This is a genomic window from Modestobacter sp. VKM Ac-2977 (assembly GCF_026968045.1).
Classification (GTDB): Bacteria; Actinomycetota; Actinomycetes; order Mycobacteriales; family Geodermatophilaceae; genus Modestobacter.
Genome location: NZ_JAPVBQ010000004.1, coordinates 263,429 through 278,741 on the forward strand (window position 1 = coordinate 263,429; position 15,313 = coordinate 278,741).

The 15,313-nt window shown below is 74.3% G+C and carries 14 protein-coding genes and 2 tRNA genes; 4 read left to right on the forward strand and 12 right to left on the reverse strand.

Annotated features, from left to right (window positions below; all coding sequences use genetic code 11):
• Window positions 1-66: 66 nt before the first annotated feature.
• Both O2V63_RS17870 and O2V63_RS17875 read right to left on the reverse strand, forming a co-directional pair.
• Window positions 67-1,455 carry an FGGY family carbohydrate kinase gene (locus O2V63_RS17870; RefSeq protein ID WP_269168873.1) on the reverse strand — a complete coding sequence of 463 codons (1,389 nt, stop codon included), beginning with the start codon at window positions 1,453-1,455 and terminating at the stop codon, window positions 67-69.
• Window positions 1,456-1,536: 81 nt separating this feature from the next.
• On the reverse strand, window positions 1,537-2,238 hold the full coding sequence (locus O2V63_RS17875; protein ID WP_269168874.1) for a GAF and ANTAR domain-containing protein: 702 nt from the start codon (window positions 2,236-2,238) through the stop codon (window positions 1,537-1,539).
• A 373-nt stretch (window positions 2,239-2,611) separates the two neighbouring features.
• Here O2V63_RS17875 and O2V63_RS17880 point away from each other — a divergent pair, with 373 nt between their 5' ends.
• Window positions 2,612-4,009, forward strand: a complete 1,398-nt coding sequence (locus O2V63_RS17880) for a cystathionine beta-synthase (protein ID WP_269168875.1) — start codon at window positions 2,612-2,614, stop codon at window positions 4,007-4,009.
• The gene (locus O2V63_RS17885) at window positions 4,006-5,145 is read left to right on the forward strand and encodes a cystathionine gamma-synthase (RefSeq protein WP_269168876.1); all 1,140 of its coding nucleotides are present in this window, start codon (window positions 4,006-4,008) and stop codon (window positions 5,143-5,145) included. Before O2V63_RS17880 ends, O2V63_RS17885 begins: the two co-directional genes overlap by 4 nt.
• A 78-nt stretch (window positions 5,146-5,223) precedes the next feature.
• Here O2V63_RS17885 and map read toward each other — a convergent pair whose 3' ends face one another.
• The gene (gene map / locus O2V63_RS17890) at window positions 5,224-5,997 is read right to left on the reverse strand and encodes a type I methionyl aminopeptidase (protein ID WP_269168877.1); all 774 of its coding nucleotides are present in this window, start codon (window positions 5,995-5,997) and stop codon (window positions 5,224-5,226) included.
• A gap of 45 nt (window positions 5,998-6,042) precedes the next feature.
• Here map and O2V63_RS17895 point away from each other — a divergent pair, with 45 nt between their 5' ends.
• Both O2V63_RS17895 and O2V63_RS17900 read left to right on the forward strand, forming a co-directional pair.
• Window positions 6,043-6,306 carry a helix-turn-helix domain-containing protein gene (locus O2V63_RS17895; protein ID WP_269168878.1) on the forward strand — a complete coding sequence of 88 codons (264 nt, stop codon included), beginning with the start codon at window positions 6,043-6,045 and terminating at the stop codon, window positions 6,304-6,306.
• Window positions 6,307-6,386: 80 nt separating this feature from the next.
• A complete protein-coding gene (locus tag O2V63_RS17900; protein WP_269168879.1) occupies window positions 6,387-7,286 on the forward strand; it encodes a glycosyltransferase family 2 protein in 900 nt (299 codons plus the stop codon).
• Here O2V63_RS17900 and O2V63_RS17905 read toward each other — a convergent pair.
• The 9 genes from O2V63_RS17905 to O2V63_RS17945 form a co-directional block, all read right to left on the reverse strand.
• Window positions 7,264-7,452: a ferredoxin gene (locus tag O2V63_RS17905; protein ID WP_269168880.1), complete on the reverse strand. Its 189-nt coding sequence runs from the start codon at window positions 7,450-7,452 to the stop codon at window positions 7,264-7,266. The two genes, O2V63_RS17900 and O2V63_RS17905, sit on opposite strands and share 23 nt — an antisense overlap.
• Entirely contained in the window at window positions 7,449-8,723 is a 1,275-nt protein-coding gene (locus tag O2V63_RS17910) for a cytochrome P450 (RefSeq protein WP_269168881.1), read from the reverse strand. Before O2V63_RS17910 ends, O2V63_RS17905 begins: the two co-directional genes overlap by 4 nt.
• Before the next feature lie 77 nt (window positions 8,724-8,800).
• Window positions 8,801-9,673 carry a polysaccharide pyruvyl transferase family protein gene (locus tag O2V63_RS17915; RefSeq protein WP_269168882.1) on the reverse strand — a complete coding sequence of 291 codons (873 nt, stop codon included), beginning with the start codon at window positions 9,671-9,673 and terminating at the stop codon, window positions 8,801-8,803.
• A gap of 42 nt (window positions 9,674-9,715) precedes the next feature.
• On the reverse strand, window positions 9,716-10,003 hold the full coding sequence (locus O2V63_RS17920) for a GNAT family N-acetyltransferase (protein WP_269168883.1): 288 nt from the start codon (window positions 10,001-10,003) through the stop codon (window positions 9,716-9,718).
• Window positions 10,004-10,093: 90 nt separating this feature from the next.
• Complete coding sequence (gene galK, locus O2V63_RS17925) at window positions 10,094-11,257, reverse strand: galactokinase (protein ID WP_269168884.1); 1,164 nt, start codon at window positions 11,255-11,257, stop codon at window positions 10,094-10,096.
• A complete protein-coding gene (gene galT, locus O2V63_RS17930) occupies window positions 11,254-12,399 on the reverse strand; it encodes a galactose-1-phosphate uridylyltransferase (RefSeq protein ID WP_269168885.1) in 1,146 nt (381 codons plus the stop codon). The genes galK and galT overlap by 4 nt, the downstream gene beginning before the upstream one ends.
• Before the next feature lie 116 nt (window positions 12,400-12,515).
• Window positions 12,516-12,592, reverse strand: a tRNA-Met gene (locus O2V63_RS17935).
• A 48-nt stretch (window positions 12,593-12,640) separates the two neighbouring features.
• A complete protein-coding gene (locus tag O2V63_RS17940; protein ID WP_269168886.1) occupies window positions 12,641-14,806 on the reverse strand; it encodes a DEAD/DEAH box helicase in 2,166 nt (721 codons plus the stop codon).
• A 378-nt stretch (window positions 14,807-15,184) separates the two neighbouring features.
• A tRNA-Met gene (locus O2V63_RS17945) sits at window positions 15,185-15,258 on the reverse strand.
• Between the last annotated feature and the right edge of the window lie 55 nt (window positions 15,259-15,313).

The window sequence follows — 15,313 nt, forward strand, 5'->3', positions numbered from 1 at the left end:
CCGGTCGGGCCGCTCGTCGGCGTCAACGCTGCCGGCAGCGCCGACGTTCCGCGCGACGGGCCGGCATCAGCCCCGGGCGGCTGCCCAGCGTGCGCGGACGGCGCCGGACTCCGCTGCCCGCCCCGGCTCGACGACCGGCCCGGCCGCCCGTGCGGGCACCAGGTCCAGGCCCACCCCGCGGGCGGCCAGCACCGCGGCGCCGGCCGCCGATGCGCTCCGGACCTGCACGTGCTGGACCGGCCGGGCGAGCACGTCGGCGAGCAGCTGCTGCACCCCGGCGTCCCGCGCTCCCCCACCGGTGAGCACGACCGGCCCACCGGCGCCCGGCCCGAGCAGGTCCAGCGCCGCCGCCACAGCGCACGCCACGCCCTCCAGCGCGGCGCGGGCGAGGTCCGCCCGGGTGGTGTCGGCCGACAGCCCGGTCCAGCCACCACGGTCGGTCGGCCCGGCCACCCCACCGCGCTCGCCGGTCAGGAACGGGGAGAAGACCACGCCCCCGGCCCCCGGCCGGGTGGTGGTGAGAGTCGCGACGAACGTCGGCCAGTCCAGGACCAGCACCTCGCAGACCCAGGCCCAGGCCGTGCCCGCGTTCTGCAGCGCGGCCATCGCGTACCAGCCGTCCCCGGCGTCGGCGTAGCAGTGGACGACGGGGTCGGCGGCCGGCCGGGGCGCCACACCCGGCCGGATCACCTGGACCCCGGACCCGAGGTTGACCTGGACGCCGGTGCGGGTGCCTGCGGCCAGCAGGGCGAGCGGCGTGTCGGCGCCGCCGACCACCACCGGCACTCCCCGGCCGAGCACCCGCGCCGTGCCGACGACGGCCGAGCCCGGCAGGACGGCGGGGAGCAGGGCCGGGTCGACGCCGGCGGCGGCGGTGGCCGCGGTCGACCAGCGGTCACCGGGCACGTCCCACAGCAGGGTCGCCGACGCGTCGCTGCGATCGGTGACGGCGGGGTCGGCGCCGGGCACGAGGGCGGCCCTGACGGCGTCCTTCGGCAGCAGCACCGTCGCCGCCCGGGCCACCAGCTCCGGGTGGTGCACGCCGAGCCAGGCCAGCAGCGGACCGGTCATCCCGGCGGCCAGCGGGTTGGCCAGCGCGGCGCGGTCGGGCTCGGAGAGCTCCCGCCAGCGGTACAGCTCCGCGGTCGCCCGCTGGTCGGGCCAGAGCAACGCCGGGGCGAGCGCGGCGCCGGACCGGTCCACGAGCACGGCACCGTGCATCTGGCCGGAGATCCCGAGGGCCGCGACCGGCCGATCGCCCAGCAACGCGGCCACCGCGGTGAGGGCGTCGTCCAGCGCGCGCCGCCAGACGGCGACCTCCGTCTGCGCCCAGCCCGGCCGCGGACGCGCGACCGGGTAGCCGACCTCGCTCTCCGCGACCACCACCCCGTCGAGGTCCAGTGCGGCGAGCTTGAGCCCACTCGTGCCCAGGTCCGCGCCGAGCACGACGGTCATCGGGCGCTCAGCCCCGCTGCAGGTCTGCGCTGGGTCACACCTTGATCCTGGCCCCGTCCGCGCGCGTGCCGCCAGCCGCCGTCAGCTGCCGCGCAGCAGCCCGGTGGCGGTGAGCTCCTCGGCGATGTCGCGCAGCTTGACGTTGGTGCGCTGCGAGGCGTGCGTGAGCAGCGTGAACGCCTGGTCGGAGGTGACCTTGTAGCGCTCCATCAAGATGCCCTTGGCCTGCTCGATGACCGCGCGGGAGGCCATCGCCTGACGCATGTTGGCCACGTCGTCGGTCGCCCGGGCGGCCGCCTCCGCGTTGCCGACGGCGATCGCGACGAAGGCTGCCACCTCCTCCCCGGCGGCGACATCGGCGTCGCCGAAGGCGCCGGGGTGTCGGGCGTAGTTGTTCAGCGCGCCGATGGTCGCGCCCTGGAAGGGCAGCGGGATCGACAGCGAGCTGCGCACCCCCAACTCCGCGACCTGCCGTGCGTAGTCGGGCCAGCGGTCCTCGCGCCGCATGTCCTCGACGAGGAAGACCTCCCCGGACCGCCCTGCGTCGAGGCACGGGCCGTACCCGCGCTCGTACTGCAGTTCGTCGGCGTCCATCGCGATCTGCCCGTCGAAGGCAGCGGTGAAGGCACGGTCGTCACGGATCAGCGTGATCGAGGTGGCCTCGGCACCGGGGATCGCGCGATGGGAGATCTGGACGATCTCGGTCAACACCTCGGGCAGCTCCCGCCCCGCGAGCACGACTCCGGCCAGCTCCTGGTGCAGCGCGCCAAGGCTCTCGGTCATCGTCTCGGGGGTTCCCTCTCCAGTCCGGGCGGGTGGGCCGTTGGTTCGACGTCCGCCTCTCCGGCGGGTGGCATGCCCGACCGGCCGACCGAGCGTATACGCCGTAAACGCGTCGGTCGCACAGCCGGGCGCCGAATCCGGCCCCGGGACTCGGTTGCCCCACCCCGACCTCCGTACCGGCTCTCCCTGTGCCGACCGGACGTGTACCCGGGCCGGGACGCCGACTCCTGCGCAGCGCTCTTCCCACCGCTGCATGCGGACCTGCTCACCCACCACCCGCCGTACTGACGCATCGCCGCGGCGTCTGGTGGGATGGTCGGGTACGCCGGTGCGCGCGATCCGCCGCCGGCCCACCCGCAGAGCAGGAGCCCCCGTGCAGTACGCCGAGTCCGTCGTCGAGCTCATCGGCAACACCCCGCTGGTCCGGCTCAACGCCGTGACCGCCCACCTCGGCCCGGACGCGCCGCTGGTGCTGGCCAAGGTCGAGTACCTCAACCCGGGCGGCTCGGTGAAGGACCGGATCGCGCTGCGGATGGTCGAGGCCGCCGAGGCGTCCGGGGCCCTGCAGCCGGGCGGCACGATCATCGAGCCGACCAGCGGCAACACCGGCATCGGCCTGGCCATCGTCGCCCAGACGCGCGGCTACAAGTGCATCTTCGTGTGCCCGGACAAGGTGGGCCAGGAGAAGATCAACGTGCTCAAGGCCTACGGCGCCGAGGTGCACGTCTGCCCCACCGCCGTCGACCCGGCCGACCCGCGCTCCTACTACTCGGTCTCCGACCGGCTGGCCCGGGAGACCCCCGGTGGCTGGAAGGCCGACCAGTACGCCAACCCGGACAACCCGCGCTCGCACTACGAGACCACCGGGCCGGAGATCTGGACGCAGACCGACGGGGAGATCACCCACTTCGTCACCGGCGCGGGCACCGGCGGCACCATCTCCGGCGTCGGCCGCTACCTCAAGGAGGCGAGCGAGGGGCGGGTGCAGGTGATCGGCGCCGACCCGGAGGGCTCGGTCTACTCCGGCGGCACCGGCCGGCCGTACCTGGTGGAGGGGGTCGGCGAGGACTTCTGGCCCGAGGCCTACGACAAGTCGATCGCCGACGAGATCGTCGCGGTGTCCGACGGCGACTCCTTCGCGATGACCCGGCGGCTGGCCCGCGAGGAGGGCCTGCTGGTCGGCGGTTCCTGCGGGATGGCCGTCGTGGCGGCCCTGCGGGTGGCCGAGCGGCTGACGAAGGACGACGTCCTGGTGGTGCTGCTGCCCGACGGTGGCCGCGGCTACCTGAACAAGATCTTCAACGACGAGTGGATGGCCGACTACGGCTTCCTGGACGCCGGCGGCGGCGAGACCGTGGGCGAGCTGCTGGACGCGAAGTCCGGCAGCACCCCGACGCTGGTGCACACGCACCCGAACGAGACGGTGCGCGACGCGATCGACATCCTGCGCGAGTACGGGGTGAGCCAGCTGCCGGTCGTGAAGGCCGAGCCGCCGGTGACCGCCGGCGAGGTGGTCGGCTCGGTCGCGGAGAAGGCCCTGCTGGACGCGCTGTTCACCGGCCGGGCCTCGCTGGCCGACCCGGTGGAGCGGCACATGTCCGCCCCGCTGCCGATCATCGGGTCCGGTGAGCCGGTCTCGGCCGCGGTCGGGGCGCTCGGCGACGCCGATGCCCTGCTCGTGCACGTCGACGGCAAGCCGGCCGGCGTCGTCACCCGGCAGGACGTGCTGGGCCACCTCGTCGGCATCCCGGCGCCTACGGTGCAGTCGTGACCGGTTTCAACACGCGCGCCATCCACGCCGGGCAGGAGCCCGACCCCGCCACCGGCGCGGTCATCCCGCCGCTGCACCTGACCACCACCTACAAGCAGGACGGCGTCGGCGGGCTGCGCAACGGGTACGAGTACAGCCGCAGCGCCAACCCCACCCGGGACACCCTGCAGACGGCGCTGGCCTCCCTCGAGCAGGGCACCCGCGGGCTCGCCTTCGCCTCCGGGCTCGCCGCGGAGGACACCCTGCTGCGCACCGTGTGCCGGCCCGGCGACCGGATCGTGCTGGGCGGCGACGCCTACGGCGGCACGTACCGGCTGATCTCCCGGGTGCTCGAGCCGTGGGGCGTCACCCACCAGCCGGTCGACCTCAACGACCTGGACGCCGTCCGCGCCGCGGTCGCGCCGGAGACGACCCGGGTGATCTGGTGCGAGACGCCGAGCAACCCGCTGCTCAACGTCTCCGACATCGCCGCGCTGGCCGAGATCGCGCACGCCTCGGGCACGCTGCTGGTCGTCGACAACACCTTCGCCAGCCCCTACCTGCAGCAGCCGTTGACCCTGGGTGCCGACGTCGTCGTCCACTCCACGACCAAGTACCTGGGCGGGCACTCCGACGTCGTCGGGGGCGCCCTCGTGGTCGCCGACACCGAGTTGGGTGAGCGGCTGGCCTACCACCAGAACGCGATGGGTGCGGTCGCCGGCCCGTTCGACTCGTGGCTGGTGCTGCGCAGCCTGAAGACGCTCGGGGTCCGGGTGGACCGGCACAGCGCGAACGCCGGCCGGATCGCCGAGTGGCTGCTCGAGCACCCGGCGGTCGGCGACGTGCTGTACCCGGGGCTGCCGCAGCACCGCAACCACGACATCGCGGCCAAGCAGATGTCCGGCTTCGGCGGGATGATCTCGTTCCGACTGAAGGCGGGCGAGGAGGCCGCGCTGCGTGTCTGCGAGCGCGCGCAGCTGTTCACCCTGGCCGAGTCGCTCGGTGGCGTGGAGTCGCTGATCGAGCACCCGCACCGGATGACCCACGCCAGCGCCGCCGGCTCCCCCCTGGAGGTCCCCGCCGACCTGGTGCGCCTGTCCGTCGGCATCGAGGACGTCGACGACCTGCTCGCCGACCTCGACCAGGCCCTCAGCTAGGGGAAGGACCCCCTCGCCCTCGGCCCCCTCGCAGGGACCCGCTGCGAGCTTGCGAGCGGTGGGGGGCGAGGGGGTCCTTCAGCAGCGCGGGGCGGTGAGGATGCGGGGGCCGTCCTCCGTCACAGCCACCGTGTGCTCGACGTGGGCGGCGCGGCTGCCGTCGGCGCTGCGCAGCGTCCAGCCGTCGGCGTCGACCCGGTAGTCGTCGCTGCCGCCGGCGAGGAACCAGGGCTCGATGGCGATCACCAGGCCGGCGCGCAGCTTCAGCCCGCGACCGGCCCGGCCCTCGTTGGGCACGCTGGGCGCCTCGTGCATCGACCGGCCGACCCCGTGTCCGCCCTGATCGGTGTTGATGCCGCAGCCGCCGGCCCGGCCGACCGCACCGATGGCGGCGGAGATGTCGCCGATCTTGTTGCCGACGACCGCCGCGGCGATCCCGGCGGCCAGCGCCCGCTCGGTGGTCTCCACCAGCTGGACGTCCTCCGGCCGGGGCGTGCCGATCGGGTAGGTGCGGGCCGCGTCGCCCACCCAGCCGTCGAGGGTGGCCCCGGCGTCGACGCTGAGCAGGTCGCCGTCCTCGAGCTCCTGGGCAGTGGGGATGCCGTGCAGCGCGACGTCGTTGACCGACAGGCAGAGCACGCCGGGGAACGGCGGCGTGCTGTGCAGCGGCGCGTAGCCGAGGAACGGCGAGGTGGCGCCGGCGTCGGCGAGGACCTGGCGGGCGACGGCGTCCAGCTCGGTCAGCCGCACCCCTGGTGCGGCCAGGGCGTGCACCGCGGCGTGCATGTCGGCGACCACCGCCCCGGCGGCGCGCATGGCGTCGATCTCCCCGGGTGTGCGCAGCTCGATCATCTGGAGTCCTTCCGGTATTGATATCCCGGTATTACTATCACGCCCATGGTGCGCCCCCCGTTGACCCCCGCCGAGCGCGACCGCGGCCGCCGGCTGGGCGCGCTGCTGCGCGCCGCCCGCGGCGAGCGCGCCCCCGCCGAGGTCGCCGCCGCCTCCGGGGTGAGCCTGGAGGCGCTGCGCAAGATCGAGTCGGGGCGGGTGCCCACCCCGACGTTCTTCACCGTCGCGGCCCTGGCCCGAACCCTGGAGCTCCCGCTCGACGAGCTCGTCGGCGCGCTGGACGCGCCCCGTACCGCGCTCTCCGCCTGAGGAGGGACCCTTGCCCCCACCGCTCACGAGATCGCGGCGGGCCCCTGCGAGCGGGCCGCGCCTGCCACGAGGAGGACGACGTGGGTGAGCGCCGGGTCAGCGTCGTCATCGCCACCATGGACCGGCGTGACTCGCTGCTGCGGTCGCTCGACCGGCTCGACACCGTCGGCGGACCACCGGTGATCGTGGTGGACAACGCCTCCTCCGATGGCACCGCCGACGCCGTACGGGCCGCTCACCCCCGGGTCGAGCTGCTCGGCCTCCCGGCCAACGCCGGTGCCGTGGCACGGAACCGCGGCGTCGAGCGCGCCGGTACCCGCTACGTCGCCTTCGCCGACGACGACTCCTGGTGGGAGCCGGGTGCACTCGAGGCCGCGGCCGACCTGCTCGACGCCCACTCGGGGGTGGCGGTGGTGGTCGGCCGGGTGCGGATGGCCGGCGACGGCAGCGAGGACGCCGTGACCCGCAAGCACCGCGCCGAGGTGCTCGGCCGCTCCCCCGCCGGGCCCGACGTGCTGAGCTTCCCGGCGTTCGCCGCCGTCGTCCGCCGGGACGCCCACCTGGCTGTGAGCGGTTTCTGCCCGCTGCTGTTCTTCGGCGGCGAGGAGCACCTGCTGGCCCTCGACCTCGCCGCTGCGGGCTGGCAGCTGGTGTTCGCCGAGCACGTCGTCGCCTGGCACGACCCTGCCGGACCCGACCGGCCGAGCCCGGCCCGCTGGGCGCTGCAGACCCGTAACGACGTGCTCGTCGACTGGCTGCGCCGCCCGCTCCCGGTGGCACTCGCCGCGACCGGGCAGCTGGCGCGCCGCGCCGCGCGGGATGCCGCCGCCCGCCAGGCGCTGGCCGGGGTGCTGCGCCGACTGCCTGCCGCACTGCGCCGGCGCCGGCCCGTGCCGGCCGAGCTGGAACGGCGGTTCGCTGCCGCCCTGCGCCCGCTGGACCAGGCGGGCGGAGCCGTCAGTCCTCGTCGACCAGGGTGAGCGCACCGGTGGGGCAGGCGCGCACCGCGGTCTCCACCGCCGCGAGGTCGGTCGGCTCACCCACCTGGAGCACGCCGTCGGCATCGAGCTCGAACACCTCTGGCGCCTCCATCTCGCACACCCCCGCGCTCATGCAGACCTCCCGGTCGACCACCACGCGGGTCATCGGGCGCCGGTCAGCCGCGCCGGCAGCCGCTTGAGGCCGTTGACGAACGAGGACTCCAGCCGGGCCGGCGGCCCGACCACCTCGAGGTCGGGCAGGTGGTCGGCGAAGGCCCGGAAGGCCACGCCGATCTCCCGCCGCGCCAGGTGTGCGCCCAGGCAGAAGTGCGGACCGCGGGAGCCGAACCCGACGTGCGGGTTCGGGTCGCGGCACAGGTCGAACCGGTGCGGGTCGGGGAAGACGGCGGGATCACGGTTGGCCGCGCCGTAGAACAGCAGGAACTTCGACCCGGCCGGGAACGACTGCCCGGACAGCTCGACGTCCTGGGTGGCCGTCCGCCGCATCCAGGTGATCGGGCTGGTCCAGCGCACGACCTCCTCCACCGCGGTGCGGGTGAGGCCGGGGTCGGCGGCCCACCGGTCACGCTCGGCCGGGTGCTCGGACAGCGCGAGCACGCCCTGGGAGATCGCGTTGCGGGTCGTCTCGTTGCCGGCGACCAGCAGCAGGATGAAGAACGAGGCGATCTCCTGCCGGGTCAGCCGTTCGCCGTCGACCTCGGTGCTGACCAGCGCGGTGGTCAGGTCGTCGGCCGGGTGGGCGTGCCGTTCGGCGGCCAGCCGGGCCATCAGACCGGCGAGCTCCTCCCCCGCCTCGAGGAAGGCGGTGACCATCTGCTCCGCGTCCTGGACGAGTTCGGGGTCACCGCCGGAGAGGATGACGTTCGACTGCTGCAGCACCATCGCCCGGTCGGCGTCCGGGATGCCCATCATGTCGCAGATGACCCGCAGCGGGATCGGTGCGGCGAGGTCGGCGACCACGTCGATGGTGCCGTCGCCGTCCTCGGCGGTCCGCCGGGCGCGGGCGACCACGTCGTCGGCCACCGCCTGCACGTTGCCCACGAGCTTCTCCAGCACCCGGGGCGTGAAAGCCTTGGCGACGATGCGCCGGATCTTGCCGTGCCGGGGGTCGTCCATGCTGATCAGCGAGCCGTAGAACTCGTTGAGGTCCGGCGGCATGTCGGCGATGGACACCGCGCCGGACCCGGAGGAGAACAACGCCGGCTGGCAGCTGATCGCCTCGACGTCGGCGTACCGGGTCACCGCGTGGTAGCCAGGGCCGGGCTCGATGTAGGGGATCACCGGCTCGGCGAAGAAGGCGAACGGGCGCTCGCGGCGCAACTGGTCGTACACCGCGTGCCGCTGCTCCGGCGGCGCGCCCCAGAACGTCCGGTCGGACAGGTCGACGGTGTCCAGGTCCAGCGTCGGTGAGCTCACGGTCGGCCTCCAGGGCGGACGACGGGACGCAGCACCCCGACGCTAGTCCAGCCGTGACCGGCGTCACAGACCCCGGCTCACCCGCCGGCGAGCTCCCGGAGGAACCACTCGCGCGCCTCCGCGTTGCCGGCCTCCCCGCGGCGCCGGGCCTCGGCCAGCTCATCGGTCAGCGTGCCCGACAGCGCGTGCTCCAGCGCCGCGTCGAGGGCGTTGGCGTCGACCTGCTCGGCGGGCAGCACGACCGGCCAGCCGAGCGCCGCGGCCTGGGCGCTCACCTTGGCCCCGCCGACGATCGCGTCGCACGCGATCACCGGGACGCCGTGCGCCAGACCGAGGACCAGCGCGTGCAGCCGCATGCTGACCACGACGTCCGCCCGGCGGACCAGCGCCTCGACCTGCAGCGGGAACCGCTCGTGCGGCTTCTCGTACAGGTCCATGGTCAGCTCGAACCACGGGATGGCCCGGGCACCCAGCCAGCTCTCGATCGCGGCCCGCACCTGGGCGGCCCGGCTGCGGTCGCCGTACTCCTCCTGCGTCGGGGCGAAGGCCACGGCGACCACCGGCACGTCCGGGGTGGTCGTGCTGATCGCCAGGTCCGGCCGTGCGATGCCCGGGGCGTCCCGCTCCCAGACCCGGTGGAAGAGGCAACGCCCGGCGTCGGAGACCACCGAGACGTTCACCGCCCACCGCTGGGCGTCGGCGAAGGCCGCGGTCAGCTCCCGCAGCAGCGGGGTGTCCGACAGCGGACCGCTGACGAAGACCAGGTGGGTGTAGTCGGCCGGGTCGAGGTCACGCCAGTTCGCACCGCGCTGGAGGTAGGGCGCCCAGGCGACGTCGTGGTCGATCCCGGCCTCGGTGAGCCAGCCGACCACCGCGTCGGCACCCAGTTCGTCGCCGATGGTGGCGATCACCTCGTCGAAGCTGAACCAACCGGTGACCAGGACGCGCATGCCCTCAGCCTCTCAGGTGCGCCCTACGCGCCGGCAGCGGCCTCAGGCCTCGTCGGCGACCAGGTCGCGGTACTCGGGATGCCGCTCGATCCAGCCCTGCACGAACGAGCACATCGGGACGACGGAGCCGCCCTTGCTGCGGACGTCGTCCAGGGCGGCACGTACCAGCGTGCTGCCCAACCCGGACTGCCCGGCGTCGCTGTCCACCTCGGTGTGGGTGAACACCACCTGGTCACCGCGGCGCTGGTAGACAGCCTGTCCGAGCAGCTGCTCGCCGTCCCGGATCTCGTAGCGGCTGTCCTCGGGGGCGTCTCTGACGGTCGGCTCCATGCTCACTCGAACCCCCACCACGGCCGGGCTGTTCCCCGGGGACGGCCCCCGTGCAGGGGTCTCGCGAGCGGTGGGGCACGGGGTCCTTCGTCAGGACAGCCGGCGGGCCGCCGGACCGGAGGTGACGGTGAGGACGCCGGGGGTGGTCAGGTCCTGCTCGCGGCAGGCGGCCACGACCGCCTTCTCGACCGCCGAGGCGTCCGCGGACCGGATCAGCGCGATCGCCGACCCCCCGAAGCCGCCGCCGACCATCCGGGCACCGAGCGCACCCGCCGCCCGGGCCGCCGCCACGACGACGTCGAGCTCCACGGCCGACACCTCGTAGTCGTCGCGCAGCGAGGTGTGCGAACCGTCGAGCAGCGGCCCGATCTCGGCCACCCGCCCGGCCCGGACGAGCTCGACGACCGCGTCGACCCGCTGGTTCTCGGTGACCACGTGCCGGGTGCGCGCCTGCAGTCTCGGGTCGTTGAGCCGCTCCACGTCGGCCGGCGTGGCGTCGCTGAGCCACTCCAGGCCGAGCAGCCGGGCCGCCTCGTCGCAGTCGGCGCGCCGCTGGGCGTACTGGCCGTCGGCCAGCGTGTGCTTGACCCGGGTGTCGATGACCATCAGCTCCAGGCCGGCCGCGGCCAGCCCGAGCTGCACCGGCTCGGTGCGGGCGTCCCGGGTGTGGATGAGCAGGGCCGAGCCCTCCTCGGCCAGCAGGGCGACGGTCTGGTCCATCCCCCCGGTGCCAGCGCCGACGACCTCGTTCTCCGCCCGGATCGCGGCCCGGATCAGCAGGTGCCGCAGCTGCACGTCGTCGGTCCGGCCGGCCAGCTCGGCCGCCGACAGCGCCACCGCCGCCTCCAGCGAGGCCGAGCTGGACAGGCCGGCGCCCAGCGGCACGTCGCTGCTGACCGCCAGGTCCAGCCCGGGCACCTCGACCCCGGCCTGCTGCAGCGACCACAGGGTCCCGGCGGCGTAGGCGGCCCAGCCGGAGACCGCGCCGGGGCCCAGGTCGGCCAGCGTGCCCTCGAACGGCACGGCGTCCGGGTCGGTGCTGCTGATCCGCACCCGGTGGTCGTCCCGCCGGCGCACGGCCGCGGCCGTTCCCCGGGTCAAGGCGAAGGGCAGGCAGCGGCCGCCGGTGTAGTCGACGTGCTCACCGATCAGGTTGACCCGGCCGGGCGCGGCCCAGACGCCGTCCGGCCCGCTCCCCCAGGCTTCGCGCAGCTCCGTCACCGCGAGGTCGGCCTGCGACCGCCCGTCGCTCACGACGCCACCTCGCGCAGCCGCTCGGCGATCCGCTCCGGCGTGGTGTCGTTGATCCAGGCACCCATGCCGGACTCCGAGCCGGCCAGGTACTTCAGCTTCCCGGGCGCCCGCAGCAGCGAGAACAGCTGCAGGTGCAACCGGCCCAGCTCGCGATCCTCCCCGGTCGGCGCCTGGTGCCAGCCGGAGATGTAGGGCACCCGCTCGACGCCGGGGTGGAAGCGGTTCACCCGGCGCAGCAGCTCCTGGTAGACCACCGCGAGTTCGGCGCGCTCGGCGTCGTCCAGTGCGGCCAGGTCGGGTACGTCGCGGTGCGGTGCGAGGTGCACCTCCACGGGCCAGCGGGCGGCCCGCGGCACGTAGGCGGTGAAGTGCTCGCCGGCCAGCACCACGCGGGTGCCCTCGGCCCGCTCGGCGGCGAGCACGTCGGCCAGCAGGCTGCCGCCGGTCGCCTGCCGGTGCCGGCGGGCCTGCTCGAGCAGCTGGCCGGTGCGCGGAGCGACGACGGGGTAGGCGTAGACCTGCCCGTGCGGATGGGTCAGCGTGACCCCGATCTCCTGGCCGCTGTTCTCGAACACGAAGACCTCGGCGACCCCGGGATCGGCCGAGTGCGCCGCCGTGCGCTGCGCCCAGGCCTCCACGATCGTGCGCATCCGGGCCGCCGGCAGGTCGACGACGGCGGCGTCGTGGTCGCTGGAGAACACCACCACGTCGCAGTGGCCGTACGCCGGGGCGTCGGGCGGGCCGAACGGGACGGCGGGCGCCCCCTCGACCGGGCCGGCCGTCAGCGGCGCGAAGCTCGGGAACCGGTTGGCGAAGACGGCGACGTCGTACGCGCTGTCGGGCACCTCGGTCGGGCGGGCGGGGTCGCGGGTCGGGTCGAGCGGGCAGTCGGCCGCGCTGGGCAGGAACGTGCGGTTCATCCGGTGCCCGGCGATCGTCACCCACTCACCGGTGAGGACGTCGTAGCGGACCTCCCCGGCCCGGGGTGCCTCCAGCAGCGGACGGTCGTCGGCCGTCTCGTGCACCGGACCGGCGGTCGCCTCGTCGTCGAAGTAGAGGATCGGCCGCCCATCGGCCAGCGTGCGCTCGGTGACCTGCCCCGGCCATCGCTGTGCCCGGTCGGCGATCGGTCCCGCGTCCATCTGGAGGTCCTCCTCATCGCCCGGCGCCCACCGCGCAGCAGCACGAGTCTGCCCAACCGGCTCAGCGCACACAGACGGAGGGCCCGGTCACCGTGACGGTGACCGGGCCCTCCGGTTGGTAGCGGGGACAGGATTTGAACCTGTGACCTCTGGGTTATGAGCCCAGCGAGCTACCGAGCTGCTCCACCCCGCGTCGCAGGGAGAACACTACCGCACCCCTCAGACCACCTGCACCGGGGGGTCAGAGGGCGATCTCGGCGGCGGGCACCGGGGGCGCCGCCGCCTCCAGGGCATCGGTCAGCAGGGCGACGAGCGCCTCGAGCTGGACGTCGGTCGACGACCCGACCTCCTCGTCGGACCCGTCCAGCGCGCGGGCGGCGAGACCGGCCTTGCTGTCGATCAGCTCGGCGATCCGGGCGTCGATCGTCTGGGCGGCGATGATCCGCCAGGCGGTGACCGGCTCGGTCTGGCCGATCCGGTGGGCGCGGTCGATGGCCTGGGTCTGCTCGGCGTCGGTCCAGGAGAGCTCGGCGAGCACCAGGTTCGAGGCGACCTGCAGGTTGAGCCCGACGCCGGCCGAGGTCAGCGAGCAGACCGCGACGGCGACGTCCGGGTCGTTGACGAACGCGTCGATGTTCCGCTGCCGCGCCCCCGGCGTCTGGTCGCCGCGGATCGAGGAGAAGCGGACACCCTGCTTGGTGAAGACCTCCTCGGCGGTGTCCATGACGTCGATGTGCTTGGCGAAGAAGACGACCTTGCCGGCGCTGCGGGCGAGCTGGGCCGCGTAGTCGGCGGCGAGGCCTGCCTTCGCCTCACCGATCCGCCGCATCATGCTGAAGACGTTCTCCCCGGCCTTGGCCGTGGTGGCGTCCTTCAGCTCCCAGCGGGCCACCTGGCGCACGAGGCCGGCGTCGATGCCCTCGACGACGGTGGCGGACTCCCGGGCCGCGATCGCGGACTCGTACCGCTTCACCAGCCGGCGGGAGAGGTCGCGCTCGGCGGCGCGGATCGACCGCCCGGCCGGTCCGTCCAGCTCGACCGGCAGGTCGGCGACCCGGCGTGCGGGGATGTCGGCGGCCACGTCGACCTTGCGGCGCCGGACGATGCCCAGGTCGATGACGCAGCGGCGGGCGGCGCTGTAGAACCCGGCGTCGGCGGGCGTCAGCGCGGTCTCCTCCAGCGCGTCCATCAGCTCGGCGAGCGGCTTGGCGTCGTCGATCCAGCCGAGGAACTGCCAGATGGCCCGGAAGTCCTCGATGTCGTTGATCAGCGGGGTGCCGGTGAGGGCCATCAGCAGGGGCCGGGGGTTGCGGGAGCGGATCCGCTCGGAGAGCTCCAGCACGTGCTGGGAGCGCTGGGAGGTCTTGTTCTTGATGAAGTGCGCCTCGTCGACGACCATCCCGCCGAAGCCGAAGTCGCCGAGCCAGCCCACGTGGCGGTCCAGGACCTCGTAGTTGACGACGACGATGTCGGCGAAGCCGTCGATCGTGTCCCCGTTGCCGTGGATCACGGTGGCCGAGCGGTGCGGCACCCAGAGCCCGGCCTCGCGTGCCCAGTTGGTCTTCACCACGTTCGGGACGACGACGAGCAGCGGGTAGGCGTCTGCCGCCTCTGCGGCCAGCAGCGCCTGCGCCGTCTTGCCGAGGCCGGGTTCGTCGGCGAGCAGGAACGTCCGGTGGCCGGCCGCGGCTGCGGCGACCAGCTGGCCCTGGTGCGGCATCAGGTCCAGACCCGCCGGGGTGAACCGGCTGGTCGGGAACGGCAGGTCCAGGCAGGCCGGTGCGCCCCCGGACGCGCGCTCGAACGAGTTCAGCAGCGGGCCGAGCAGCTCCCACCCGGCCAGGCGGCGCGGCCGGGGGGCGACCGGCCGGACGGCCGAGAAGTCGGGCGCCAGGAACGGGTTGGCCATCTGCCGCGAGACGACCGACTGGGGCACCACCTGACGCTCGGGGGCGACCGGGGCGGCAGCCGGCTCCGTCGGCGCTGCCTCGTCGGGAGCCGGCTCGACCCCGACGGACTCCAGCACCTGCCGCTTGAGCGACCTGGCGGCCTCGGACACGACGGCGTCCTCGGCGAGCAGTGCTAGCAGGCCGGAGTCCCGCACGGCGGTCTTCGCCAGGATCGTCCCGATCCCGTCCAGCCGCTTGAGCTGCTCGGTCCGGCGACTGTCGCTGCCGGCCTCCTCCGCCCGGACCCGGGCGTGCTCCTCGCGCACCAGCAGCGCCACGACCTGGAACTTGGCGCGCACGGCCGGGGTCACCCGGCCGCGCTGGGCGGCCGCCTCGACCTCCCGGACGGTGCGGGCGAGCACGGCGATCAGGTCGCCGTCGTCGCGGTCGCGAGCGCGACGCTGGGTGCGCGGGGCGCCCCGGCGAGTGCCCGCCTGGGCCTGGCCTCGTCGAGCCAAGGATCCTCCTCTGGAACGCCCGGCACGGTGCCGCGGCGGGTGCCGCACACAGGTCCGCGGTCGCCGGTGCCGGCGGTCGCGAGGAGCGCCCAGGGACGGCCACTCCGGTCCACGACCCGGCCCCACGGATCTGCGGGAGATCGACGCATCGGGGCCGGACAGCCCACCTGCGGTGGGGACCTGCAGCCACCACTCGGTGGCCGGGGCACCCACCACACGGGAGAAGTCGTCGCCGGACGTGCGACAGGTCCGCGAGGCAGGTGCTGGACCCAATGCTAACGGCCATCCCCCCGACCGGGGAGGTCGGCCGGGCAGGCCGTTCTCCTGCACGAACGCGGAACGGCCCTCACAGTGACTGTGAGGGCCGTTCCGTCGTCGTAGCGGGGGCAGGATTTGAACCTGCGACCTCTGGGTTATGAGCCCAGCGAGCTACCGAGCTGCTCCACCCCGCGTCGGTAGACAGGACACTACCAGCTCTGCGGGGAGGGGGCCGCACGGCCCCCTCCC